Source organism: Pararhizobium sp. O133, assembly GCF_051669845.1.
GTDB lineage: Bacteria > Pseudomonadota > Alphaproteobacteria > Rhizobiales > Rhizobiaceae > Pararhizobium.
Genome location: NZ_CP196426.1, coordinates 237163 through 261142, shown reverse-complemented (window position 1 = coordinate 261142; position 23980 = coordinate 237163). Strand labels below are relative to the sequence as shown.

The following is a 23980-nucleotide window of genomic DNA, read 5'->3' as shown; positions in this document are numbered from 1 at the left end:
CTTCCCGCCTGGCTGTCGCAAAACAAAAGAAACTGGAGTTCTTCATGAGCCAGTCCAAATCCGCAAATCTTCTGGACTCTCGCATCCTGCTTCCCGCCATCGGCTCGGCTTTCACCAAGCTCGATCCGCGCACGCTGGCCCGCAATCCGGTGATGTTCGTCGTCGCCGTGGTCTCGTCGCTCACCACGATCCTGTTCCTGCGCGATCTCGTCACCGGCGGCGAAGGCCTCGGCTTTTCGCTGCAGCTGAATATCTGGCTGTGGTTCACGGTACTGTTTGCCAATTTCGCCGAAGCCGTGGCGGAAGGTCGGGGCAAGGCGCAGGCGGAATCGCTGCGCAAGACCCGCACCGAAACACAGGCCAAGCTGCTCACCGGCCCGGACCTGAAAAACTTCAGGATGGTTTCGGGCGCCAGCCTCAAGGTCGGCGATATCGTGCTGGTCGAGGCCGGCGAGATCATTCCATCCGATGGCGAGGTGATCGAAGGCGTCGCGTCTGTGAACGAAGCCGCCATTACCGGTGAATCGGCGCCGGTCATCCGCGAATCCGGCGGTGACCGTTCGGCCGTCACCGGCGGCACGCAGGTTCTGTCGGACTGGATCCGCGTTCGCATCAGCGCAGCCGCCGGCTCCACCTTCATCGATCGGATGATTTCGCTGGTCGAAGGCGCCGAGCGCCAGAAGACACCGAACGAGATCGCGCTGAATATCCTGCTCGCAGGCATGACGCTGATCTTCGTGCTGGCTGTTGCGACCATTCCGAGCTTTGCCGCCTATGCCGGCGGCTCCATTCCCGTCATCGTGCTTGTCGCCCTGTTCGTGACGCTCATCCCGACCACGATCGGCGCGCTGCTCTCGGCGATCGGCATTGCCGGCATGGACCGCCTGGTGCGTTTCAACGTGCTCGCCATGTCCGGCCGCGCCGTCGAGGCCGCCGGCGATATCGATACGCTGCTTCTCGACAAGACCGGCACGATCACGCTCGGCAATCGCCAGGCGACCGAGCTTCGCCCCGTCTCCGGCGTATCGCAACAGGAACTGGCCGATGCGGCACAGCTTGCCTCGCTCGCCGACGAGACCCCGGAAGGCCGTTCCATCGTCGTGCTTGCCAAGGAGAAATACGGAATCCGCGCGCGCGACATGGCGCAATTGCACGCGACCTTCGTGCCATTCACGGCGCAGAGCCGCATGAGCGGTGTCGATCTGGAAGGTTCGTCCATCCGCAAGGGTGCCGTGGACGCGGTTCTGACTTATGTCGCAGGGCTCGGCTCTTCGGCCCGTCCGGAAACCGTGCGGGAAGTCCAAGCCATTGCCGACGCGATTGCCAAGTCGGGCGGCACGCCGCTGGCAGTGGTGCGCGATAACAGGCTGATGGGCGTCGTCCACCTCAAGGATATCGTCAAGGGCGGCATCCGCGAGCGCTTCGCCGAACTGCGCCGCATGGGCATCCGCACGGTGATGATTACCGGCGACAATCCGATGACGGCGGCGGCGATCGCCGCCGAAGCCGGCGTCGATGATTTCCTTGCCCAGGCGACACCGGAAAACAAGCTGTCGCTGATCCGCGAGGAACAGGCCAGGGGCAAGCTGGTGGCCATGTGCGGCGATGGTACCAACGATGCGCCGGCCCTTGCCCAGGCCGATGTCGGCGTCGCGATGAACACCGGCACGGTCGCCGCCCGCGAGGCCGGCAACATGGTCGATCTCGACTCGGACCCGACCAAGCTCATCGAGATCGTCGAGATCGGCAAGCAGCTGCTGATGACACGCGGCGCGCTGACGACCTTTTCGATCGCCAACGACATCGCCAAGTATTTCGCCATCATCCCCGCGATGTTCCTAGCCTTCTATCCGCAGCTCTCGGCGCTGAACATCATGGGGCTTGCCTCGCCACAAAGCGCCATCCTGTCGGCCATCATCTTCAACGCGCTGGTCATCGTCGCGCTGATCCCGCTGTCGTTGAAGGGCGTCACTTACCGTGCCGTCGGCGCCGGTGCGCTGCTGTCGCGCAATCTTTTGATCTACGGCCTTGGCGGCGTGATCGTGCCCTTCGTCGGCATCAAGGCCATCGACATGGCCATTTCCGCCCTTGGCCTCGTTTAAGGAGTTTTCGACATGTTGAAACAACTCAGACCCGCGCTGGTCATGATTGTAGCCATCACGCTCATCACCGGCCTCGCCTATCCGCTGGGTATGACCGGCATCGCCCAGGCCCTGTTCCCGCACCAGGCCAATGGCAGCCTCGTCGAGAAGGACGGAGCGATCGTCGGCTCCGCGCTGATCGGTCAGGCCTTTACCGGCGACACCTATTTCCATGGCCGCCCCTCGGCTGCCGGCGACGGCTACAATGCCGCCGCGTCCAGCGGCTCCAACCTTGGCCCGACGAACCCGAAGCTGCTGGACCGGATCAAGGCGGAAGCCGAGGCTTTGAAAGCGGAAAACCCGGGTGCGGCCGTGCCGATGGACTTGGTGACCACATCGGGAAGCGGGCTTGATCCGCATATCTCGCCGGATGCGGCCTATTTCCAGGTGCCGCGCGTCGCCAAGGCCCGTGGCATGGACGAAGCCAAGGTGCGCGACTTTGTTGATCGGGCGATCGAGCCGCGCGAACTCGGCATTTTCGGCGAACCGGTCGTCAATGTCTTGGCGCTCAACATGGCGCTTGATAAAGCTGTCTGAAGCCGATCGCGCCCGAGACGGAAGGTGGCACCCGCGCTTTCCGTCTATGACGGAGGAAGACCAAAATATCCATGCGAGACGATAATCGCGATTCGGACGCAAGGCCGTCCCCCGATGCCCTGCTGCAGCGGGCCGAGCGGGAAACGCGCGGCCGGTTGAAGATATTCCTCGGCGCCGCGCCCGGCGTCGGCAAGACCTATGAGATGCTGACATCCGCCCATGCCCGAAAGGCAGAGGGCGTCGATGTCGTTATAGGGGTCGTCGAAACCCACGGCCGACGGGAAACCGAGGCGCTCTCCGCCGGGCTGGAGGTCATCGCTCGCGCCGTTATCGACTACAAGGGGCGTCAGCTCGACGAGATGGATTTGGACGCCATTCTCGCGCGTCGCCCCGGCCTCGTCCTTGTCGACGAGCTTGCCCATACCAATGCCCCCGGCAGCCGCCATCCCAAGCGCTATCTTGATGTCCAGGAACTTTTGTCGCGCGGCATTGATGTCTACACGACGCTTAACATCCAGCATGTCGAAAGCCTCAACGACGTCGTCGCGCAGATCACCCGGATCCGGGTGCGCGAAACGGTGCCGGACTCGATCATCGACCGTGCCGACGATATAGAGATCATCGACCTGACGCCGGACGACCTGATCAAGCGGTTGCACGACGGCAAGGTCTATGTCCGCAAGACCGCGCACCGGGCGCTGGAAAACTATTTTTCGCCGGGAAACCTGACGGCGCTGCGCGAACTCGCGCTCAGGCGTACGGCGCAGCGCGTCGATGCGCAATTGCTGACCCATATGCAGGCGCATGCGATTTCCGGTCCCTGGGCGGCGGGGGATCGTGTGCTCGTCTGTATCGATGATGATGCTCGCAGCGCCTCGCTGGTGCGCCACGCCGTCCGTCTCGCCGATCGCCTGCGCGCGCCACTCGTCGCGCTGCATGTTGAGACGGCCCGATCCGTGCATATATCCGAGGCCGCGCGCGACCGGGTGGCGGCCGCGCTGCGGTTGGCGGAGCACCTTGGCGGCGAGGCACTGAGTCTGCCGGGCTCGGATGCCGCCGAGGAAATCCTGCGTCATGCGGCATCCGGCAATATCACCCATATCGTCGTCGGCAGCCCACGAAAAACGTGGTGGCGCGAGCAACTGCAAGGCTCGGTCACGGCGGACCTGATCCGCCGCGCGGGTGCGATCAGCGTGAATGTGATTGCCGGCGACGAGCGCGATGCAGCGTCCGTGGCGACCGGCGTGAAGACGGCACCGGTATCGGCGCCGTTCAGCGTCCGGCCCTATATCCTGTCGATGCTCTATGTCGGCTGCGCGCTGGTCGCCGGCTTCCTGCTCGACCAGTCGCTGGATGTCCGCAATATCGCGCTCGTCTTCCTGATGGCCGTGCTGATCACGGCGGTGACCGAAGGCTTGAAGCCGGCGCTCTTTGCCAGCGTCATCAGTGCGTTTTCGCTGAATTTCTTCTTCCTGCAGCCGCTCTATACGCTCGATATCAGCGATCCCGACAGCGTCGTCGCCTTCATCCTGTTCTTCGTCGTGGCTGTTATCGCCAGCAACCTGACGGCCAGCGTCCAGCGGCAGGCCGCCGCCGCCCGCCGGCGTACCCGCACCACGGAAGATCTCTACCTGTTCAGCAAGAAGCTTGCCGGCACCGGCACGCTGGACGATGTGCTCTGGGCCACGGCCTTTCAGCTCGCCTCCATGCTGAAACTGCGTGTCGTGCTGCTCCTGCCGGAGGATGGCACGATCGCGGTCAAGGCCGGTTATCCGCCGGATGATACACTCGACGATGCCGATATCGCCGCCGCCCGCTGGGCCTGGGAGCATAACCGCGCCGCAGGGCGTGGCGCCGACACGTTGCCGGGGGCGAAACGCCTATACGTGCCGCTACGCACCGGCCGCGCCGCTATCGGCGTCATCGGCTTGGACAGTGACCGGTCGGGGCCGTTGCTGACCCCGGAACAGCAGCGTCTTCTCGATGCCCTAGCCGACCAGGCGGCGCTGGCAATAGAGCGGGTGCAATTGGTGGCCGATGTGGATGCGGCGCGGCTGGCCGAAGAGGCGGGGCGGCTGCGTTCGGCGCTCCTGACCTCGATTTCGCATGACCTGAAGACGCCGCTCGCTGCCATCATGGGCGCGGCGGGCACGCTGCGGGATTACCATTCGGCGCTGCCGGAAGAGGATCGCGCCGAGCTTTTGACCACGGTGACGGACGAGTCCGAACGGCTGAACCGCTTCATCGCCAACCTGCTCGACATGACGCGGATCGAGGCCGGCGCGATGGAACCCAACACGGGCTTCCACTATATCGGCGATATCGTCGGCAGCGCGCTCAGGCGCGCGCGCAAGATCATGATCCACCATCATATTGACGTGCGCGTTCCCAACGACCTGCCGATGGTCAAGGTCGATCCTGTTCTGTTCGAGCAGGTCCTGTTTAACCTGCTCGACAATGCCGCCAAATACGCGCCGGAGGGATCGACCGTCAATCTGCGGGCCGAACAGGATGGCGGGCATGTGTTGCTGTGGTTCGTCGACGAGGGGCCGGGCATTCCGGCCGGTGACCTGGAGCGGGTCTTCGATACGTTCTACCGGGTGCGCAAGGGGGATCACGTGCGGGCGGGAACCGGGCTCGGCCTGTCGATCTGCCGGGGTTTCATCGAGGCGATGGGCGGAACGATCGCGGCCGAAAACCGCCGGGATCGTTCCGGCGCGGTTTTTACCATCAGCCTGCCCATCTTGCCGGACGCGCCCAATATGAAGGACATGACATGACCCAGTCGTCCGTCAAAATTCTCGTTGTCGACGACGAACCGCCGATCCGCCGGCTGCTGCGTGTCGGGCTGGCGACGCAGGATTATGCCGTCGTCGAGGCGGGAAACGGCAAGGTCGCACGCGCCATGGCCAAGGATGACCCGCCGGATCTCATCCTGCTCGATCTCGGCCTGCCGGACGTGCCGGGCCATGAGCTGCTGCAAGGCTGGCGGGCGGAGGGCCTGACGGTACCCATCGTCATCCTGTCGAGCCGCACCGACGAGGCGGGCATCGTCAAGGCGCTCGAGCTTGGCGCCGACGACTATGTGACGAAACCGTTCGGCATGAACGAGCTTGTTGCGCGCATCCGCGTCGCGCTGCGCCACCGGCTACAGCAGCAGGGCGAAAAGCCCCTGTTCCAGACAGGCGGCCTCTCCGTCGATCTGGTCAAGCGCATCGTCAGGGTCGATGGCCGCGAGGTGAAGCTGTCCCCCAAGGAATACGATATCCTGCGCATCCTCGTGCAATATGCCGGAAAGGTGCTGACACACCAATTTCTGCTGAAGCAGGTCTGGGGCAATGCCGACGACGTGCAATACCTGCGCGTCTATGTCCGCCAGTTGCGTCAGAAGATCGAGCTGACGCCGGATCAGCCGCAATACATTACGACTGAAACCGGCGTCGGGTATCGCCTGCGCGAGGCGGATCTTTAGCCGGCTTCCCTTAAGCGCCGTTGCGCCTCAACCAGTTGCGCAGCGCGGTGATGCCCTTCGGCACATGCAGGCGGCCGAAGCCGACGCGCAGGCAGTTTTGCGGTACGGGCGTTAGGTCGGACCGATAGACGCTGGAGGGCAGGAAGAAGACGCCGGCTTCCTCGACCAGTCGCTGCGTGAAGGCCTCGACACCCTCCGCGCCCTTGTAGCGGATGAAGGCGACGCAGCCGCCATCGGGTCCGCGCCAGTCGAAGAGATGCGGGAATTCAGCGAAGAAGGTATTCAGCAGGCCGATATTGTCGCGAACGATCGTGCGGGTACGGGACAGGATCTGGTCGCGGTTCTTTAGCGCGATCCGCGCCAGCACCTCAGACGGCGCCGAATTGCAGATCGACAGGAAATGCTTGTAGCGCTCGCAGCGCACGAGGAAATCGCGATCCTTGCTGGCGAGCCAGCCGATGCGCAGGCCGGGCAGGCCATAGGCCTTCGACATGACGTTGAGCGAGATGCCGCGCTCATAGACATCCACCGCCTGCGGCAACCTGAGCGCCTCGTCCCTTTCGATCAGCCGATAGACCTCGTCGCTGAACAGCCAGATGCCATGCTTGCGGCAGAGTGCGACGAGGCCATCGAAGGTGGCGTGCGAAATGATCTTGCCGGTCGGATTGTTGGGAAAGTTGATCGAGATCAGCTTGGTGTTCGGCCGGATCGCGGCCTCGATTTTGCCGATATCGAGATTCCAGTCATTGTCGATCTCCAGCGCCACGCCGGTGACGGAGCAGATGCTGAGCGGAATGGTTTCGGCGGCCTGATAGTTGGGCGTGACGACGATGGCATGGTCGTCCGCCGTCAGAAGCACCTTCATGGCGATGTAGATCGCCTCTTCGGCGCCGGCAAAGCAGAGCAGGTTTTCCGGCGTGACCGTGTCATAGGTCGCCGCGATCTCCTGCCGGAGTGCCGGCGCACCAAAGGTCTCGGTGTAGCCGAGGCTGAGATTTTCGAAATCGGCCCGGTCGGCATCATCAGCCATGTTGAGCAGGGCCGGCAGCCGCAGGCTTTCGGCGTCGGAGCCGGTCATGTTGTATTTCGCGACGAACTCCCACTTCGACATGAAGGTCTCAAGGGCAAAATCCCGCATCGGGCGCATTGGATCCGTCATCTGTTGTCTCCCTCGGAGTCCTGTCTTTGTCGGATGGCGCCAAGCCGGTTATAGATCGTCGCGCGCGACAGCTTGAGGATTTCGGCGACGTAGGGAACGGCCTTGCGGATGGCGAAGACGCCGCGCGCATCGAGCATGCCGATCAGGCCATCCATGTCGGATCCCGTCAGGCCGGCGAGCGTCGTCCTGCTCTCGGCGAGAAAGTCACCGATGACGGCATTGACCGCCTCGCGCCAGTCGTCAGCCATCAGGGCGGATGTCCTGGGCGCCGTCTCCACGAAGTCCATCATCGATTTCAGCTGGTCGAAGAGACCGGCGAAGGCCTGGATGTCATGATTGATGCAGAGAAGACCGATCGGTTTGCCGCTGTCGTCGCGCAATACCGCGGTGATCGCCTTCAGCCTGCGGCCGTCCCAGTTGGATTTGGCATAAGGACCGATCACGTCTGTATCGAGCGACGACGCCAAACCAGCCTCGTTGAACGAATTGTCGCCCGGCCGACGTTTGGAAAAAGCGTTGGATAGATGGAAGATCAGGCCGGTTTCGAGATCATGCAGGACCGCTTCCACATACGGTGAAAACAGCGTGGCGATGGCGTCGCAAACGGGAATGAAAGGGGTCAATGGATGAGGCATGCCGCCTTTTCCTTTGATTTAGACAATTTGTCAATATGGACAAATAGAAAATTCAGCGGGCCGGAGCGGTGCCCAGTTGCTGGCTGAAGGCCGGGTCGCGGTGCGACAATTTCTTGTGAAGATGCACCATCATGCCGGCGGCAAAGAGTGGCGTCAGCAGGTTGAGCAGAGGTACGGCGAGGAAGGCGGCAAGGATGAGGCCGGCGAGAAAGACGGTACCGGCGTGCTTGGCCCGAAACAGCCGCGCCTCGGCCGGCGGGCGATGGCGCATGGCGGCGAATTCGAAGAATTCCCGGCCGAGAAGATAGCCGTTGACCAGGAAGAAAGCGATCAGGTTGATGCCGGGAATGAGCAGCAGGAGCAGCGCGATGATGTTGCCGACGATGATGACGCCGAGGAATTTCAGCGTGCCGGCAATCGCTTCGCCAAGCGGCAAAGGGCGACCCGCCGGTTCTTGTGGGTAGTCGCGCCGTTCGACGACCTCGGCGACATCATCGAGGAAGAGACCTGCGATCAGGGCGGTGACGGGGGCGAGCAGCAAAGCAAGCGCGAGGGCAAGGCCGAAACTTGCGAAAATGCCGATGACGAAGGTCAGCCAGCCTTCCCAGCCCGTCGTGCCGGGAATGAGCGCATCGAGCCACGGCAATGCGAGGTAGACAAACACTTCGCGCAGTGCCAGCCACAGCCCGACCAGTGCCAGGATTGTCAGTCCCAACACTTTCCAGAAGACCGAGCGCGTTTCCGGCGCAAAGAGATTGGCAAAGGCAAGCCGCGCTGCATCGAATATCATTCTGGTCTCCCTGCCGCGACAGCTCGCCGCTGAATTCGCATGTAGGCAAACCGTGCCGAGTGAGCAAGGGCGGCGGTCACCTCGGGTTGGGCGAATATCAACTGCATATGCGCGGCAGGATGCTGCCATGGCGGCGACCGCGCCGATATGCTACCGGCAAAACAAGAGATGATTTTGGAGAGGCGGGATAATGGCTGGAGTGGACGGAAACATGTCGGTTGCGGGCCTGTCGGTCCTGTTGCAATCCGGCGCGCTCGATCCGGTCATGCTGGCCGAGGCGATGCTCGACAACATAGCCGGCTACAAGGATCAGTCGATTTTCACCGAGATTCTCGGGGACCGCGCCTTGGCTGATGCGAGGGCCGCTTCCGTTCGTATCCGTTCCGGCCGCTCGCTCGGCCTGCTCGACGGTATACCGATCGCGTGGAAGGACCTGTTTGACACCGAAGGCTCGGTAACAAAGGCCGGCTCCGTTGTCCTGTCGGACCATGCGCCGGCGAAACAGGATGCGTCCGTGGTCAAGGCCCTGGCCGATGCCGGCATGGTCAGTGTCGGGCGCACCAATCTGAGCGAGTTCGCCTTTTCCGGCCTCGGCATCAATCCGCATTACGGCACGCCGCGCAATCCGGCGTCGCGGGATGTGCCGCGAATTCCCGGCGGCTCATCGTCGGGGTCGGCGGTCGCGGTTGCAGCCGGCCTGGTGCCGGTGGCGATGGGCACGGATACCGGCGGTTCCATCCGCATTCCCGCCGCCTTCAACGGCATCGTCGGCTACAAGGCGACGCGCGGTCGTTACGCGATGGATGGCGTTTTTCCGCTGGCAAGCAGCCTCGATTCGCTGGGGCCGCTCTGCCGCAGCGTGCAGGACGCGATCTGGGTCGATGCCGCCATGCGCGGCCGTGCTGCCCCGGACATCGCTCGAACCGATATCGGAGACATTAAGCTCGTCATCGCCGAAACGATCGTTTTCGATGACGCGGAAGCCGGCGTCGTCACCGCGTTCGAGCAGGCGATCAATAGACTGCAAGCCGCCGGTGTCAGGGTCGAACGGCGCAGCTTTCCGGCTTTTGCCGAAGTGTTCGAACTTATGACCCGGCACGGCGCGCTTGTGACCGCCGAGGCCTATGCGCTTCACAAGGAGCGGCTCCACGGTGACGCCGCCGCGCGCATGGACCAGCGTGTCGTCGCCCGCGCCCGGCTCGGCGAAAAGATCGGCATGACGGATTACATCGCGCTTCTGGAGGCCCGTCGCCGTCTGGTCGGACAGTTCAAGGCGAGCCTCAATCCCGGCGAATTGATCGTGCATCCCACCCTGCCGCATGTGGCGCCGCCGATCGCGCCGCTCGTCGCCGATGACGACCTGTTCTTCAAGATCAACGGCAAGACCCTGCGCAATACGCTGATCGGCAATTTCCTCGATGGCTGCGGCGTTTCCATTCCCTGCGGCACCGGCGATGCCGGCATGCCGGTCGGCCTGCTGCTGTCGGGCCAGGCCGGCGAAGACGAGCGGCTGCTTTCGGCGGCGCTCAGCCTCGAATCCGTCATTCGGGGTGAGGCATGATCGTCTGTTTCGATATCGGCGGCTCGGCGATCAAGGGCGCGATTGCCTATTCGGTCGATCGGATCGAGCCGATGGAACGGCGTGCCACGCCGCTGGATGATTTCGACGCCTTTGTCGACACGCTCCGCAATGCCATCGCGGAAGCCAGCGCGAAGCCCGATCGCATCGCCATCTCCATTACCGGTGTCGTCGATCCGGAAACCCAGGCGATCAAATGCGCCAATATTCCCTGTATCGACGGCCGCAAACTCGGTGCGGAGCTGACCGATCGTCTCGGTTTGCCGGTACTGATCGCCAACGACGCCGATTGCTTTGCGCTCGCTGAGGCCGGTGCCGGTGCAGGGCGGGGTTACCGGATCGTGCTTGGCGCCATCATCGGCACGGGTGTGGGCGGTGGTCTTGTGGTCGATGGCCGGCTCATCAATGCGGAAGGCGGGTTTGCCGGTGAATGGGGCCATGGTCCCGCCGTCGCCACCATGGCCGGAACACCACCCGTCGCCATCCCGCTTTTCGACTGCGGCTGCGGCCAGCGTGGCTGTGTCGATACGATTGGTGGCGCGCGCGGCATGGAGCGGCTGCACCTGACATTGCACGGCAAAAACCTGCCGAGCCACGAGATCACCACGCTCTGGCAAGAGGGCGATGCCGAGGCGGCGCGCACGATCGATGTTCTGGTCGATCTCGTCAGTTCACCCCTGGCGCTGACCATCAACATCACCGGCGCAACGATCGTGCCGGTCGGTGGCGGGCTGTCGAACGTGACGCCGCTGATCTCAGCGATCGACAAGGCCGTGCGGTCCCGTATCCTGCGGAAATTCGACCGGCCGCTGGTCGTACCCGGTGAATGCCATGTCGAGCCGGGCCTGATCGGTGCCGCCATCCTTGGCCTTGGCGAGGAGAGCAGATGACCGATATTCTGCTGGAAGTCTGTGTCGAGGACGCGGCGGGGCTGGCTGCGGCGGTTGCCGGCGGTGCGGACCGCATCGAACTCTGCTCGGCATTGTCTGTCGGCGGGCTCACGCCATCAGCCGGCCTGATGGCCTTGGCGGCAAAGGTCGCTATTCCCGTCTACGCGATGATCCGCCCGCATGCCGGTGATTTCGTGTTCAGAGCAGACGATCTGGATATCATGTGCGGTGATATCGATGCCGCGCGGTCGGCCGGACTGGCCGGCGTGGTGCTGGGCGCCAGCCTTGCGGATGGTCGCCTTGATGTGGCGGCCCTGGAGCATCTGTCGCGCCGTGCCAATGGGCTGGGCATAACCCTGCACAGGGCCTTCGATCTTGTGCCGGATTTTGCGGAGGCAGTGGAGATCGCCGTGACGCTCGGTTTCGAGCGCATCCTGACCTCGGGTGGAGCCAGGACCGCGGCCGAGGGCATCGAGGCACTCGCCGAGATCATCCGGCTGGTGAATGGCCGTCTTTCGATCATGCCGGGCTCCGGCGTGACGATCGACACTGTCGGCGGTATGCTGGAGCGGCTGGCGGTGAACGAAGTACACTCATCCTGCTCGCGCAGTGAGCCGGCGAAGGATGACAGGCTCGTCTCGCTCGGCTTCGTTGCGTCGAGTGCACGAATGACAAATGCCGGTCTGGTCCGGGCCTTGAAAGCGCGGCTTGATGCCGCGCGGTAGGCAAGGTCAGGCCTGGAAGACGCGCTGTCCGCCGATCCAGGTCGAGACCATGTCGAGATTTTTCGTCAGCAGCACGAAATCTGCATCGAGCCCCGGTATCAGCCGGCCCTTGCGGGTGGAAACCCCGGCGGCATCGGCGGGATAGGCGGAGGCCATGCGGATCGCCTCGTCGAGCGGCAGGTCGAGCTTTTCGTGGGCGAAGCGCACCGAGGACAGCATGTCGATATCCGCGCCGGCCAAGGTTCCATCGGCCAGTGTCAGGCGGCCATCCTTGCGGAAGATTTCCCGGCCATTGAGCAGGAAACCCGTCTGGTCTGAGCCGATCGTCGACATGGCGTCGGTGACGATGAAAATCCGGCCTGGACCGTTCTTCGCCCGCAGTGCCAGCCGCATCGACACCGGATCGACATGGAAGCCATCGACGATCAGCCCCGCATGCAGGCTGCCGATATCGAGTGCTGCGCCGACCACGCCCGGTTCGCGGTGGCCAAGCGGGCTCATGGCGTTGAACAGATGCGTCACGGTACGGGCACCGGCCTCGGCGTAGGCTGCAACCGTTGCATAGCCGCTATCGGTATGCCCGATACTGACGATCAGCCCGGCTTCAGCCATCGCCCTCACCTGATCGACCGTGGTGTTTTCCGGCGCGACGGTGACCATCATCGCATCGAAAACGCCGGCGCAGATGAGCATCGCGTCGAGATCGGCACTGTCCATGGGCCGGATCAATGCCGGGTCATGGGCGCCCTTGCGGGCAACGGAAAGATGCGGGCCTTCGATATGGAGGCCGAGGAAACCGGGCACGCCCTCGGCCTTCGCCTGGATGCCGGCCTCGATCGTCTTGCGACGAATCTCGAACGTATCGGTGATCAGCGTCGGCAGGACTGCCGTGGTGCCGAACTTGGCATGCGCGGCGCAGATCGTGCGGATGCCGTCGACGGTCTGATGGTGGTTGAGCATCACGCCGCCGCCGCCATTCACCTGCAGGTCGATGAAGCCCGGGACGAGCAACCGCCCATCAGCCTCGATCAGCGTCGTGCCGGATGGCAGGTCCTTTTCCGGCAGGATGCCGGTCACGGTGCCGCCATCCAATAGCATGGTCTGGTCATCGTACCAGAACTGGCCGTCGAAGATTCGGGCGCCGGTGATTGCTGTGCGTGTGCTCATCGTGTTTCCGTGACCTTCTTGAGGGCGACGGGCGCATCGGGATTGAGGCCGCGCGACCGTGACCAGGATTCGACGAAGCCGTAAAAGGGCAGGATCAGCGTCAGCGCGTCGGTGATCGGATGCCCGGTCTCGACGAAGGGCAGGACCTTGGCCGATTTTGCTTCCGACGAGGTGACGAAGGCGAGCGCGCCCTTGGCGCTGAGCCCATCGAGGACGCCGGTGACGGACGACTGCGCCGCATCGCGGGCAGCAAGGCCGATCACCGGAAAGCGCTTCTCGACTAGGGCCACCGGGCCGTGCAGCACTTCGGCAGCCGAATAGGCTTCGGCATGCATGCCCGAGGTTTCCTTGAACTTCAGCGCGGCCTCGCTGGCGATCGCCAGTGCCGGGCCACGGCCGAGCACGAACAGGGATTCCGCATCGCCGAGTTCGTCGGCCAGCATCTGCCAATCCAGCTTCACAGCCTTGGAAAACTGCGTCGGCAGGTCCGCCACGGCACGCTGGAGAGCGGTGTCCCCCGTCCACTCACCGAGGACGGCGAGACCGGCGACGATGGAATTGACGTAGGACTTGGTGGCCGCGACGGCAATTTCAGGACCGGCATGGATATCGAGCGGATGGGTGCTTGCCTCGGCGATCGGCGAGGGCAGCGTGTTGGTGAGCGCGATGGTCACGGCGCCGGCCTTGGTCGCGGCTTCCGCCATCGCGACAATGTCCGGGCTCTTGCCGGACTGCGAGACGGCGATGGAGGCGGCACCCTGCAGATGCATCTTGGCGCCATAGATCGAAGCGAGCGACGGTCCGAGCGAAGCGACCGGGCGACCGGTGGTCAGTTCGATCGCATATTTCAGAAAGAGTGCCGCGTGGTCGGACGAGCCACGGGCGATGGTCACGAAGAAGGCCGGGTCCTTTTCGCGCAGCGCCGCGCCGGTTTCTCTCACGGCTTCGCGCGACTGTTCGAGGAGGCGGGCCGCCGCTTCCGGAATTTCATCGATTTCGCGGCGCATATTCGTCTGCATGGTCTTAGTCTTTCTTCTGGACGTTTCTCAGGAATCCGACAGGGTCAGTTCCGCGACAAAGTCATAGGCATCGCCCCGGTAGAGCGAGCGGGTGAATTCCACCACGCGCCCGGAGGCGAGGTAGGAAATGCGTTCGATGGAAAGGCTCGCCGCCCCTGCCTTGACGCCGAGCATGGCCGCATCGGGATCCTTCAGGCTGCAGGCGGAAATTCGCTGCACGGCGCGCACCGGCCGCGATTTGGTCTTGTCGAGTTCGGCATAGAGCGAAGAGCCGATGCGAACAGGATCGGGCAGGAATTCGGCCGATATGCTCGCCCGCTCGATGGCCAGCGGCATGTCGTCGGCGATACGCAGGCGACCGAGGCGGGCAACCAGGGAATCGGCCTGCAAGCCAAGCACCATCATCTCGTCTGGAGAGGGATGGAAAAGGCCGCGCTCGATCCATTGCGCCGTGGTGGTCAGCCCCCGCCGTTGCATGTCTTCGGTAAAAGACGTCAGCCGCGACAGCGACTGCTGTACCTTATGGACGGGCTTGACGACGAAGGTGCCGGATCCATGTCGGCGTACCAGCAGCCCGTCCCTGACAAGATCGTCGACCGCCTTGCGCACCGTCACGCGGCTGATGCTGGCATAGTCGGCCAGATCCCGTTCCGGCGGCAGGGCATCGCCGTGATTGAGCTTGCCCGAGAGGATGGCGTCTTCCAGCGATTGACGAAGCTTGAGATAGAGCGGCCCGGACCCTCCCGCCTGCAGGCCGTCGAGCGGCAGGATGGCTTCGAGATGTTGGGTCATATCTGCCCCCCCGTCCGCACACCGAACCGTTTGGCGGCGAGCGCCACCGAGCCGGTCAGGGCGTCGGCCGCGCTTTCGACGAACAGCGGCTGGTGCCGCTCGGCCAGCCAGGTGCGATAGAGCGGCGCAAGACCTCCCAGCAGGCAGAGCTTGGCGCTGCCGCGTGCGACGACGACATCGAGCGCTTCGTTGATCATCTGTGCCGACGCTTTCAGCAACGCGATCGCGACCGGATCCTTCCGGTCGGCATAGTCGAACACTTTCGGCGCATAACGACCATATTCGCCGGGATGGGCGGCGCGGGCAAATTCAACCACCGCGCGCGGATCGGAATTGAACTCCGCCATGACCGCATCGGTCAGCGGTGAGGACGGGCGAATATGGTCGAAGGCGAGCACGCTTTCCTGCAGAAGGGCATGGCCAAGACGGGCGCCGCTGCCGAGATCGCCGATCTGGAAGCCCCAGCCGCCGATATAGCTGATCTCCTCGCCCCGACGGGAAATATAGATCGAGCCGGTTCCGAGGATCGCCACCGCGCCGTCGCTATCGCCAAGCGCGCCTTGCAACGCGATAAGGCCGTCAGATTCGATATCGGCCTTGGCGAAGGGCAGGCGCTCCTTCACATAATGAACGGCATCGCCGACATTGCTGCCCGCCACGCCGACGAGCGCCGCAGCCGAACTGATTCGCGAGGGTTCAAGACCTGCTTCCTCGAATGCGGCCTTCGACGCGCCGACGATATGGATCAATGCATTGTCAGGGTCGCTGAGGATATTGGCTGCACCGCTCTTGCCACGCCCGAGGATACGCCCGGTCGCGTCCGCAACTGCGGCGCGGCAACTCGTGCCGCCGCCATCGATTCCCAGAATGTAATGTGGCATGGATACCTCCAGGAAAAATGATACCAAAAAAATACCATTAACCAAGGGGGATTTGGTCTTTAATTGGAATTATCGTTTAATGTGCTGATATAACAGAGATATTTTAGAAACTGAAATTTTTCTCTGTTCGGAAGTTAATTTTTTCTGGACAATTGGTATTTTTTTGGCATTAATTTGCGGCGAGGGAGATTGAGCGGATGCCGTCAGTAAAGACCGAAGAGCGTCATGACAAGGCAATGGGACTGGATGTGATGCATCCGGCGCTCGCGCTTCGTCTGCTCGCATCCGGCCAGCAAGCTGCTGCAAAGGTCGTCGATGCGGCGATCGAGCCTTTGTCCGCTGCCGCCGCGATCGCCGCCGAATCCCTTGGGAAAGGCGGTCGTCTTGCCTATGCGGGTGCCGGCAGCTCCGGCTTGATGGCCATGACCGATGCGTTGGAATTGCCGGGCACCTATGGCATTGCGCTCGACAAGGTGGTGGTTCTGCTGGCCGGCGGTGCTGCAAGCCTGACCGATCTCGCGGGCGGTTATGAGGACGACATGGAACTGGCGCGCAGGGATGTGCGCGACGCCGGCATTGGCAAGGGCGACTGCCTGATCGCGGTGTCCGCCAGCGGTTCAACACCCTATGCGCTTGCAGCCGCCGATGAGGCGCGTGCGCGCGGCGCAAGGGTGATCGCTATGGCCAACAACCCCGGTGCGGTGCTCTTCCAGAATGCCGAAGTATCCATCCTGCTGCAAACGCCGCCCGAGGTCATCTCCGGATCGACCCGCATGGGCGCCGCCACGGCGCAGAAGATCGCCTTCAACATGTTTTCGACGCTGGTCGGCATTCATTTGGGCCATGTCCATGACGGACATATGGTCAACCTGAAGGCCGACAATGCCAAGCTGCGCGGCCGCGCTGTGCGCATCGTCTCGGATATTGCCGGGATTGGCGCCGCCGAGGCTGGCCGCTATCTCAACACTTCATCGGGTTCGGTCAAGATCGCCATCCTCCTTGCTGCTGGGGCAAGGGATGTGGCGGCGGCGCAAGCCGCCCTTGCCGAGGCCGGTCAAAGCTTGCGCCGTGCCTTGTCTCTAGTCGCGACACAATGATTCCAAGGGTTCCAAAACCGCGCCAGCCGGCGCATATAAAAGGGAGAACGTAATGACCCGCACTACCTTGAAAGGCTTGCTGCTTGCATCCAGCATCCTCGGCTCCGCCGGGCTGGCGCATGCGGAAGACGTCACGCTGACGATCGAAAGCTGGCGCAATGACGACCTGGCCATCTGGCAGGAAAAACTGATCCCGGCCTTCGAAGCCAAGAACCCGGGCATCAAGGTCGTCTTCGCACCGACCGCGCCGACCGAATACAATGCGGCGCTGAACGCCAAGCTCGACGCCGGCTCCGCAGGCGATCTCGTCACCTGCCGTCCGTTCGATGCGTCTCTCGAACTCTACAACAAGAAGCATCTGGCCGACTTGACCAACCTGCCCGGTATGGAAAACTTCTCGCCGGTCGCCAAGGCTGCCTGGCAGACGGATGATGGCGCGACCGCCTTCTGCGTGCCGATGGCCTCGGTCATCCACGGCTTCATCTACAACAAGGATGCCTTCGATCAACTCGGCATCGCTATTCCCGCGACGGAAGCGGATTTCTTCGCCGCGCTCGACAAGATCAAGGCCGACGGCAACTACATCCCGCTCGCCATGGGCACGAAGGACCTCTGGGAAGCCGCCACCATGGGCTACCAGAACATCGGCCCGACCTACTGGAAGGGTGAGGAAGGCCGCGCTGCCCTGATCAAGGGCGAGCAGAAGCTGACCGACGCCGGCTGGGTCGAGCCCTACAAGGTTCTCGCCAAGTGGAAGGATTACCTCGGCGACGGCTTCGAAGCCCAGACCTATCCGGACAGCCAGAACCTCTTCACGCTCGGCCGTGCTGCCATCTATCCTGCCGGCTCGTGGGAAATCGGCCTGTTCAACACGCAGGCCCAGTTCAAGATGGGTGCCTTCCCACCGCCGGTCAAAGCCGCTGGCGACGCCTGCTACATCTCGGACCACAACGATATCGGCGTCGGCTTGAATGCCAAGAGCGCCCATCCGGAAGAAGCCAAGAAGCTTCTCACCTGGATCGCCTCACCAGAATTCGCCGACATCTACGCCAATTCGCTGCCGGGCTTCTTCAGCCTGAATTCGACACCGGTGAAGATGGCCGATCCGCTTGCGCAGGAATTCGTGTCCTGGCGTGAAAAGTGCAAGCCGACGATCCGCTCGACCTACCAGATCCTGTCGCGCGGCACCCCGAACCTCGAAAACGAGACCTGGGTTGAATCGGCCAACGTGATCAACGGCACCGATACGCCGGAAGTCGCTGGCGAGAAGCTGCAGAAGGGCCTCGACAGCTGGTACAAGCCGGCGAAGTAAATTTGGGCCGGCCATATGGGTTTTGCCCCTCACCCTAGCCCTCTCCCCGCTTGCGGGGAGAGGGGATAACGGAGTTTGCGGCTTGTCCCTTCTCCCCGTTTTACGGGGAGAAGGTGGCCGACAGGGCGGATGAGGGGCGACGCCTGAACTGAATGTTCGGACGCGAAAAAGCAGAATCTCCCGCAAAAACATGTAATCTGAAATCACATCCTGCCAGCGCCTTTGGGCCTGCTGGCGACGGCATGCGCGGCGGGGACCGGCGGCGCAGAGCCTTGCCGCATATCGCGGCGATCGATGAAGAACGGGTCGGAGCGGCAGAAGCCATGAGCAGCGCCATATCGTCTGAGGACACAATCGGGATTCCGGCGCGGCCGAGACGCTGGCATATTCTTGTCTTCCTGTTGCCGGCCTTCATCGTCTATTCCGCCGTCATGATCCTGCCGCTGATCGAGACGCTGCGCCTGTCGCTGTTCAACACGGTGGACGGACAGTCGACCTTTGTCGGCCTTCAGAATTTCCAGGTCCTGTTCGGCGACGAGCGCTGGGCCGCCGACTTCTGGCGGGCGCTGAAGAACAATTTCATCTTCTTCGCCATCCACATGCTGGTGCAGAATCCACTCGGCATCGCGCTTGCCGCCATGCTGTCGATCCCAAGGCTGAGGCTCGCCGCGTTTTACCGCACGGCAATCTTCATGCCGACGATCCTGTCTTTCGTCATCGTCGGTTTCATCTGGAAGCTGATCCTGTCGCCGATCTGGGGCATCACGCCGTTCTTCATGGACCTCGTCGGCCTGAAATCCCTGTTCGGTCCCTGGCTCGGCAAACCCGGCTCGGCCTTGATCACGGTGTCGCTGATTTCCGTCTGGCAAAATGTCGGCATCCCGATGATGCTGATCTATGCGGCCCTTCTCAACATTCCCGACGAGGTGATCGAGGCGGCCGAATGCGACGGGATCACCGGCTGGAGCCAGTTCTGGAAGATCAAGCTGCCGCTGGTCCTGCCGGCCATCGGCATGGTCTCGATCCTCACCTTCGTCGGCAATTTCAATGCTTTCGACCTGATCTATACGGTGCAGGGCGCGCTCGCCGGCCCGGACGGATCGACCGATATTCTCGGCACGCTTCTCTACCGCACCTTCTTCGGCTTCCAGTTGCAGCTTGGCGACCGCTCCATGGGCGCGACCATCGCCACCGTGATGTTCCTGATCATTCTCGCCGGCGTCTCGCTTTATCTCTTCGGCATCCAGCGGCGCGTCCGCCGCTACCAGTTTTAAGGGAGGACGCACCATGTCAAAAGCACGCATATCGCCGCTGCGCTCCAGCTTCGTTCATCTGGCCCTTGCCGGCTATACGGTGGTGGCGCTGTTCCCGGTGGTCCTGACGATCCTCAATTCACTGAAGGACAAGAACGCGATCTTCCGTACGCCGCTGCAGCCGCCGACGGCAGAGACCTTCAGCCTGATCGGCTACACGACCGTGCTGAAGCAGGGTGATTTCATCGGCTATTTCCAGAACAGCCTGATCGTCACCGTCGTGTCGATCTTCTTTGCGCTGCTGTTCGGTGCGATGGCCGCCTTCGCGCTGTCGGAATATCGTTTTCGCGGCAATACGCTGATGGGACTTTATCTCGCCATCGGCATCATGATCCCGATCCGGCTCGGCACGGTCGCCATCCTGCAGGGCATGGTCGCGACCGGTCTCGTCAATACGCTGACGGCGCTGATCCTCGTCTATACCGCGCAAGGCCTGCCGCTGGCGATCTTCATCCTGTCGGAGTTCATGCGCACCGTTTCCGACGACCTGAAGAATGCCGGCCGCATCGATGGTCTTTCGGAATATGCCATCTTCTTCCGCCTTGTCCTGCCGCTGGTTCGTCCGGCCATGGCGACGGTCGCCGTCTTCACCATGATTCCGATCTGGAACGACCTCTGGTTCCCGCTGATCCTAGCACCCGGCGAAGCCACCAAGACGGTCACGCTCGGCTCCCAAATCTTCATCGGCCAGTTCGTCACCAACTGGAACGCGGTCCTTGCCGCCCTGTCGCTGGCGATCTTCCCGGTTCTCATCCTCTACGTCATCTTCTCGCGGCAACTGATCCGCGGCATCACCGCAGGAGCAGTCAAGTAATGCAAAAGCCCGTTCGTGTCCTCGTCGCCGGCCTTGGAAATATGGGCCGCAGCCATGCGCTCGCCTATCACAACAATCCCGGTTTCGAGATTGTCGGCCTGGTCAACCGTTCCAAGCCGACACTGGCGCCGGAACTGAGCCATTATGAAATCCTTCCCGATTTCGAAAAGGCGCTGAAAGAGCTCAAGCCTGATCTTTGCTCGATCTGCACCTATTCCGACAGCCATGCCGATTATGCCGTCACGGCGTTCGAGGCAGGCTGCGACGTGTTCATCGAGAAGCCGCTGGCGACGACGGTTGCCGACGCAGAACGGGTCGTCGCCGCGGCGAGGAAGGCCGGCAAGAAGCTGGTCGTCGGCTATATCCTGCGCCATCATCCGTCCTGGGTGCGGTTGATCGCTGAAGCCCGCAAGCTCGGCGGTCCCTATGTCTTCCGCATGAACCTCAACCAGCAGTCTTCCGGCCCGACCTGGATGACGCACAAGTCGCTGATGGAAACGACGCCGCCGATCGTCGATTGCGGCGTGCATTATGTCGATGTCATGTGCCAGATCACCGATGCCAAGCCTGTCGAGGTGCGCGGCATGGGCCTGCGTCTGTCGAACGAAATTGCCGAAGGCATGTACAATTACGGTCACCTGCAGGTGATCTACGAAGACGGGTCGGTCGGCTGGTACGAGGCCGGCTGGGGGCCGATGATCTCGGAAACCGCCTTCTTCGTGAAGGACGTCATGTCGCCCAACGGCTCGGTCTCGATCGTCATGGATCCGAACGCGAAATCCGACGATATCGACACCCATACCAAGACGGCCGTCATTCGCGTGCACAAGGCTGAAACCGGCGCTGACGGCAAGTTCGTGCACGAGGACGAAGACCTGAAGATGGACGGCGAGCCGGGCCATCAGGAACTTTGCGATTTCGAGCAGGCCTATGTGTTGAAGGCGATTACCGAAAATCTCGATCTCGAACGGCATATGAACGATGCCGTCCAGTCGCTACGCATTTGCCTGGCGGCCGATGAGAGCGTGCGGACGGGCCGGCCGGTCAAGCTTTAATCCGATGACTGCCCGCCGGGAGAATCAGACCGGGCAGGGATGCAACGACAACGACAAGTAGGGGCCTCTCGTGGGATCACTGAATCTGAAATCCATCCGCAAGGCCTTCGGCAATCACGAAGTCCTGAAAGGCATCGACCTCGAGGTGAACGATGGCGAGTTCGTCATCTTCGTCGGACCATCCGGCTGCGGCAAGTCCACGCTGTTGCGTGTTATCGCCGGACTTGAGGATGCCACGTCCGGCAGCGTCCAGATCGACGGGCAGGAAGTCATCAACACGCCGCCTGCCAAGCGCGGCATCGCCATGGTCTTCCAGTCATACGCGCTCTACCCGCACCTGACGGTCAAGGACAATATGGGCTTGGGCTTGAAGCAGATGGGTGCGCCGAAGGCCGAGGTCGATGCCAAGGTTGCCAAAGCTTCGAACATGCTGTCGCTGGAACCCTATCTCGTCCGCCGTCCGGCGGAACTGTCGGGCGGTCAGCGCCAGCGCGTCGCCATCGGCCGGGCGATCGTGCGCGAACCGAAACTGTTCCTGTTCGACGAACCGCTGTCCAACCTCGATGCGGCGCTGCGCGTCAACACCCGTCTGGAAATCGCCCGGCTGCACCGCAGCCTGAAAGCAACGATGATCTATGTGACGCATGACCAGGTCGAGGCGATGACGCTGGCCGACAAGATCGTTGTCTTGAATGCCGGCCAGATCGAACAGGTCGGTTCGCCGATGGAGCTTTACAACAAGCCGGCCAACACTTTCGTCGCCGGCTTTATCGGTTCGCCGCAAATGAACTTCATCGAGGCAGGTCGGCTGGGTGATAGCCAGGCCAAGACCGTGGGCATCCGGCCCGAGCACATCACCCTGTCGCGCGAGAGCGGCGACTGGAAGGGAAAGGTCATCCATGTCGAGCATCTGGGTGCCGACACGATCCTCTATCTCGAAACCGAAGTCACCGGCCTTCTGACGGTGCGTCTGTTCGGGGAGCACAAATACGAGGTCGATGACGTCGTCTATTCGACGCCCAACACGGCAGCGATGCATCGCTTCGGCGCGGATGACCGGCTCCTTCGATAGATGCGGACCCTGTTTTGTAACTGAATGTTGACGGCCACTGTCGTTCGGTAACGTTTTATTGTGCGGCGCATCATCGGCTTGCACGCACGGAAAAATTAACATACGACTGCGTTTGTATAATTGATCGCGTTCGCCAAATGGAAACTTGGCCTTACGCATCATATTGATTTTTTTGAAATCCAGCTGCGGCTGACGTCTCTCCCAAGACCGTCGGCCGTGTGGCTGGCCTTTTGCGTGGAACCGACAATGCGGATGAATCGACCGATACTGGCTGCAACCGTGGCCGCCCTGCTGATCATTTCCGGCTGCCAGGAAGGCGAGGGCGAAAAGCAGGCTGCGCCCTCCTATCCGCCGCCGCAAGTCTCGGTGATCACCACCAAGACCGAAAACCTGCCGATCACCAATGACCTGCCGGGTCGTATCGCCCCGACGCGGATATCAGAAGTTCGTCCGCGCGCCACCGGTATCGTCATCGAGCGCGTGTTCGAGCAGGGCTCGATCGTGAAGGAAGGTGATGTGCTTTACCGCATCGATCCCGCCTCCTTCCAGGTCCAGGTCGAAAGTGCGGAAGGTACGTTGCGCCGCGCGCAAGCGGTTCAGCTTCAGGCGCGCCAGGCCGCCGAGCGGCAGGAACAGCTTCGCAAGTCCGGCGTGGCGACCGGCCAGAATTTTGACGATGCCGTCGCACAATTGGCGCAGGCGGATGCCGATGTCGCGATCGCCGAGGCCGGTCTCGCAACGGCCAAGCTCAATCTGCAATATACCAATGTGACCGCGCCGATCAGCGGCCGCATCGGTCGCGCGCTGATCACCGAAGGTGCGCTGGTCAGCGCCAATGGCTCGGAAAACCTGGCGACGATCCAGCAGCTCGACCCTGTTTATGCCGACTTCACCCAGTCTGCGACCGATCTCATCCGGCTGCGCAAGTCGCTGCAGGCCGGAGCACTGGCGGATGGCAAGAAGGAAGCCAAGGTCACCCTGATGATGGATGACGGCAGTGCTTACGCGCATGCCGGAAAACTGCTGTTTTCGGAAGCGGCCGTCGACGAGACCACAGGTCAGGTGACCCTGCGCGGTGAATTTCCCAATCCGGACGGCGATCTTCTGCCGGGCATGTATGTGCGCGTGCTGATCGAGCAGGGCGTCGAGAAGGACGCCATTGCCGTGCCGACGCAGGCCGTGCAGCGCGATACATCGGGCGTTGCGCAGGTCTATGTCGTCAAGGACGACAATACGGCTGAATTGCGCACGGTCTCCGCAGGTACTGTTCTGGGCGACCGCTGGATTATCCGCGACGGTCTGAAGGCCGGCGAAAAGGTCATCGTTGAAGGCTTCCAGAAGCTGCGTCCCGGCGCACCCGTCGTTCCCGCCGAGTGGAAAGCGAGCGACGCAAAGCCCGCTGAAGCGAAGGAAGGCGAGGCGAAGCCGACAACGGAAGCGGCCGGCGACAAGAAGCCTGCGGACGGCGCGGATGCCAAACCCGCTGACGCCAAGCCTGCCGACGCCAAGCCGGCCGTACAGGCGAATTGA

21 protein-coding genes are annotated in these 23980 nt (G+C 62.5%); 14 read left to right on the top strand and 7 right to left on the bottom strand.

What is annotated here, in order from left to right:
* The first annotated feature begins 44 nt into the window (after window positions 1-44).
* The 4 genes from kdpB to ACST81_RS01280 all read left to right on the top strand — a co-directional run bounded on the left by kdpB (window position 45) and on the right by ACST81_RS01280 (window position 6150).
* Complete coding sequence (gene kdpB, locus ACST81_RS01295) at window positions 45-2102, top strand: potassium-transporting ATPase subunit KdpB (RefSeq protein ID WP_438751000.1); 2058 nt, start codon at window positions 45-47, stop codon at window positions 2100-2102.
* A gap of 12 nt (window positions 2103-2114) precedes the next feature.
* Entirely contained in the window at window positions 2115-2678 is a 564-nt protein-coding gene (gene kdpC, locus ACST81_RS01290; RefSeq protein ID WP_438750999.1) for a potassium-transporting ATPase subunit KdpC, read from the top strand.
* Between the two features lie 71 nt (window positions 2679-2749).
* Window positions 2750-5458, top strand: coding sequence for a DUF4118 domain-containing protein (locus ACST81_RS01285; RefSeq protein ID WP_438750998.1), 2709 nt, complete (start codon window positions 2750-2752; stop codon window positions 5456-5458).
* Window positions 5455-6150, top strand: a complete 696-nt coding sequence (locus ACST81_RS01280; protein WP_438750997.1) for a response regulator transcription factor — start codon at window positions 5455-5457, stop codon at window positions 6148-6150. The genes ACST81_RS01285 and ACST81_RS01280 overlap by 4 nt, the downstream gene beginning before the upstream one ends.
* Before the next feature lie 10 nt (window positions 6151-6160).
* Here ACST81_RS01280 and ACST81_RS01275 read toward each other — a convergent pair whose 3' ends face one another.
* Genes ACST81_RS01275 through ACST81_RS01265 form a run of 3 tightly spaced genes read right to left on the bottom strand, consistent with a single transcriptional unit; the run spans window position 6161 to window position 8734 of the window.
* Window positions 6161-7297, bottom strand: coding sequence for an aminotransferase class I/II-fold pyridoxal phosphate-dependent enzyme (locus ACST81_RS01275; RefSeq protein WP_438753320.1), 1137 nt, complete (start codon window positions 7295-7297; stop codon window positions 6161-6163).
* Between the two features lie 8 nt (window positions 7298-7305).
* Window positions 7306-7944 carry a helix-turn-helix transcriptional regulator gene (locus tag ACST81_RS01270; RefSeq protein ID WP_438750996.1) on the bottom strand — a complete coding sequence of 213 codons (639 nt, stop codon included), beginning with the start codon at window positions 7942-7944 and terminating at the stop codon, window positions 7306-7308.
* A gap of 52 nt (window positions 7945-7996) precedes the next feature.
* Window positions 7997-8734: a sulfate transporter family protein gene (locus tag ACST81_RS01265; RefSeq protein WP_438750995.1), complete on the bottom strand. Its 738-nt coding sequence runs from the start codon at window positions 8732-8734 to the stop codon at window positions 7997-7999.
* Between the two features lie 199 nt (window positions 8735-8933).
* Between ACST81_RS01265 and ACST81_RS01260 the strand changes: the two genes are divergently transcribed.
* Genes ACST81_RS01260 through ACST81_RS01250 form a run of 3 tightly spaced genes read left to right on the top strand, consistent with a single transcriptional unit; the run spans window position 8934 to window position 11928 of the window.
* Window positions 8934-10295, top strand: a complete 1362-nt coding sequence (locus tag ACST81_RS01260; protein WP_438753317.1) for an amidase — start codon at window positions 8934-8936, stop codon at window positions 10293-10295.
* Window positions 10292-11203: an ROK family protein gene (locus ACST81_RS01255; RefSeq protein ID WP_438750994.1), complete on the top strand. Its 912-nt coding sequence runs from the start codon at window positions 10292-10294 to the stop codon at window positions 11201-11203. The genes ACST81_RS01260 and ACST81_RS01255 overlap by 4 nt, the downstream gene beginning before the upstream one ends.
* Window positions 11200-11928, top strand: coding sequence for a copper homeostasis protein CutC (locus ACST81_RS01250; protein WP_438750993.1), 729 nt, complete (start codon window positions 11200-11202; stop codon window positions 11926-11928). The genes ACST81_RS01255 and ACST81_RS01250 overlap by 4 nt, the downstream gene beginning before the upstream one ends.
* A gap of 6 nt (window positions 11929-11934) precedes the next feature.
* Here ACST81_RS01250 and nagA read toward each other — a convergent pair whose 3' ends face one another.
* Genes nagA through ACST81_RS01230 form a run of 4 tightly spaced genes read right to left on the bottom strand, consistent with a single transcriptional unit; the run spans window position 11935 to window position 15787 of the window.
* On the bottom strand, window positions 11935-13095 hold the full coding sequence (nagA, locus tag ACST81_RS01245; RefSeq protein ID WP_438750992.1) for an N-acetylglucosamine-6-phosphate deacetylase: 1161 nt from the start codon (window positions 13093-13095) through the stop codon (window positions 11935-11937).
* Window positions 13092-14114 carry an SIS domain-containing protein gene (locus ACST81_RS01240; protein ID WP_438750990.1) on the bottom strand — a complete coding sequence of 341 codons (1023 nt, stop codon included), beginning with the start codon at window positions 14112-14114 and terminating at the stop codon, window positions 13092-13094. Before ACST81_RS01240 ends, nagA begins: the two co-directional genes overlap by 4 nt.
* Before the next feature lie 27 nt (window positions 14115-14141).
* On the bottom strand, window positions 14142-14906 hold the full coding sequence (locus ACST81_RS01235; RefSeq protein WP_438750989.1) for a GntR family transcriptional regulator: 765 nt from the start codon (window positions 14904-14906) through the stop codon (window positions 14142-14144).
* Window positions 14903-15787: a BadF/BadG/BcrA/BcrD ATPase family protein gene (locus tag ACST81_RS01230; RefSeq protein WP_438750988.1), complete on the bottom strand. Its 885-nt coding sequence runs from the start codon at window positions 15785-15787 to the stop codon at window positions 14903-14905. The genes ACST81_RS01235 and ACST81_RS01230 overlap by 4 nt, the downstream gene beginning before the upstream one ends.
* Window positions 15788-15984: 197 nt before the next feature.
* Between ACST81_RS01230 and ACST81_RS01225 the strand changes: the two genes are divergently transcribed.
* The 7 genes from ACST81_RS01225 to ACST81_RS01195 all read left to right on the top strand — a co-directional run bounded on the left by ACST81_RS01225 (window position 15985) and on the right by ACST81_RS01195 (window position 23980).
* A complete protein-coding gene (locus ACST81_RS01225) occupies window positions 15985-16884 on the top strand; it encodes an N-acetylmuramic acid 6-phosphate etherase (protein ID WP_438750987.1) in 900 nt (299 codons plus the stop codon).
* A gap of 52 nt (window positions 16885-16936) precedes the next feature.
* Window positions 16937-18196, top strand: a complete 1260-nt coding sequence (locus ACST81_RS01220) for an ABC transporter substrate-binding protein (RefSeq protein WP_438750986.1) — start codon at window positions 16937-16939, stop codon at window positions 18194-18196.
* Between the two features lie 323 nt (window positions 18197-18519).
* Window positions 18520-19470, top strand: a complete 951-nt coding sequence (locus ACST81_RS01215) for a carbohydrate ABC transporter permease (RefSeq protein ID WP_438753314.1) — start codon at window positions 18520-18522, stop codon at window positions 19468-19470.
* A gap of 13 nt (window positions 19471-19483) precedes the next feature.
* On the top strand, window positions 19484-20323 hold the full coding sequence (locus tag ACST81_RS01210; RefSeq protein WP_438750985.1) for a carbohydrate ABC transporter permease: 840 nt from the start codon (window positions 19484-19486) through the stop codon (window positions 20321-20323).
* On the top strand, window positions 20323-21378 hold the full coding sequence (locus ACST81_RS01205) for a Gfo/Idh/MocA family protein (RefSeq protein WP_438750984.1): 1056 nt from the start codon (window positions 20323-20325) through the stop codon (window positions 21376-21378). Before ACST81_RS01210 ends, ACST81_RS01205 begins: the two co-directional genes overlap by 1 nt.
* Before the next feature lie 70 nt (window positions 21379-21448).
* On the top strand, window positions 21449-22450 hold the full coding sequence (locus tag ACST81_RS01200) for an ABC transporter ATP-binding protein (RefSeq protein ID WP_438750983.1): 1002 nt from the start codon (window positions 21449-21451) through the stop codon (window positions 22448-22450).
* Between the two features lie 246 nt (window positions 22451-22696).
* Window positions 22697-23980, top strand: coding sequence for an efflux RND transporter periplasmic adaptor subunit (locus ACST81_RS01195; RefSeq protein ID WP_438750982.1), 1284 nt, complete (start codon window positions 22697-22699; stop codon window positions 23978-23980).

What these genes read in the sequence shown, in the direction of transcription:
- ACST81_RS01285 (WP_438750998.1), top strand. Translation starts at nt 2,750, where the DNA reads ATGCGAGACGATAATCGCGATTCGGACGCAAGGCCGTCCCCCGATGCC.
- ACST81_RS01220 (WP_438750986.1), top strand. Translation starts at nt 16,937, where the DNA reads ATGACCCGCACTACCTTGAAAGGCTTGCTGCTTGCATCCAGCATCCTC.
- ACST81_RS01270 (WP_438750996.1), bottom strand. Translation starts at nt 7,944, where the DNA reads ATGCCTCATCCATTGACCCCTTTCATTCCCGTTTGCGACGCCATCGCC.
- ACST81_RS01265 (WP_438750995.1), bottom strand. Translation starts at nt 8,734, where the DNA reads ATGATATTCGATGCAGCGCGGCTTGCCTTTGCCAATCTCTTTGCGCCG.
- ACST81_RS01235 (WP_438750989.1), bottom strand. Translation starts at nt 14,906, where the DNA reads ATGACCCAACATCTCGAAGCCATCCTGCCGCTCGACGGCCTGCAGGCG.
- ACST81_RS01225 (WP_438750987.1), top strand. Translation starts at nt 15,985, where the DNA reads ATGCCGTCAGTAAAGACCGAAGAGCGTCATGACAAGGCAATGGGACTG.
- ACST81_RS01240 (WP_438750990.1), bottom strand. Translation starts at nt 14,114, where the DNA reads ATGCAGACGAATATGCGCCGCGAAATCGATGAAATTCCGGAAGCGGCG.
- ACST81_RS01215 (WP_438753314.1), top strand. Translation starts at nt 18,520, where the DNA reads ATGAGCAGCGCCATATCGTCTGAGGACACAATCGGGATTCCGGCGCGG.
- ACST81_RS01250 (WP_438750993.1), top strand. Translation starts at nt 11,200, where the DNA reads ATGACCGATATTCTGCTGGAAGTCTGTGTCGAGGACGCGGCGGGGCTG.
- ACST81_RS01275 (WP_438753320.1), bottom strand. Translation starts at nt 7,297, where the DNA reads ATGCGCCCGATGCGGGATTTTGCCCTTGAGACCTTCATGTCGAAGTGG.
- ACST81_RS01205 (WP_438750984.1), top strand. Translation starts at nt 20,323, where the DNA reads ATGCAAAAGCCCGTTCGTGTCCTCGTCGCCGGCCTTGGAAATATGGGC.
- ACST81_RS01230 (WP_438750988.1), bottom strand. Translation starts at nt 15,787, where the DNA reads ATGCCACATTACATTCTGGGAATCGATGGCGGCGGCACGAGTTGCCGC.
- ACST81_RS01255 (WP_438750994.1), top strand. Translation starts at nt 10,292, where the DNA reads ATGATCGTCTGTTTCGATATCGGCGGCTCGGCGATCAAGGGCGCGATT.
- ACST81_RS01210 (WP_438750985.1), top strand. Translation starts at nt 19,484, where the DNA reads ATGTCAAAAGCACGCATATCGCCGCTGCGCTCCAGCTTCGTTCATCTG.
- kdpB (WP_438751000.1), top strand. Translation starts at nt 45, where the DNA reads ATGAGCCAGTCCAAATCCGCAAATCTTCTGGACTCTCGCATCCTGCTT.
- kdpC (WP_438750999.1), top strand. Translation starts at nt 2,115, where the DNA reads ATGTTGAAACAACTCAGACCCGCGCTGGTCATGATTGTAGCCATCACG.
- ACST81_RS01280 (WP_438750997.1), top strand. Translation starts at nt 5,455, where the DNA reads ATGACCCAGTCGTCCGTCAAAATTCTCGTTGTCGACGACGAACCGCCG.
- ACST81_RS01195 (WP_438750982.1), top strand. Translation starts at nt 22,697, where the DNA reads ATGCGGATGAATCGACCGATACTGGCTGCAACCGTGGCCGCCCTGCTG.
- nagA (WP_438750992.1), bottom strand. Translation starts at nt 13,095, where the DNA reads ATGAGCACACGCACAGCAATCACCGGCGCCCGAATCTTCGACGGCCAG.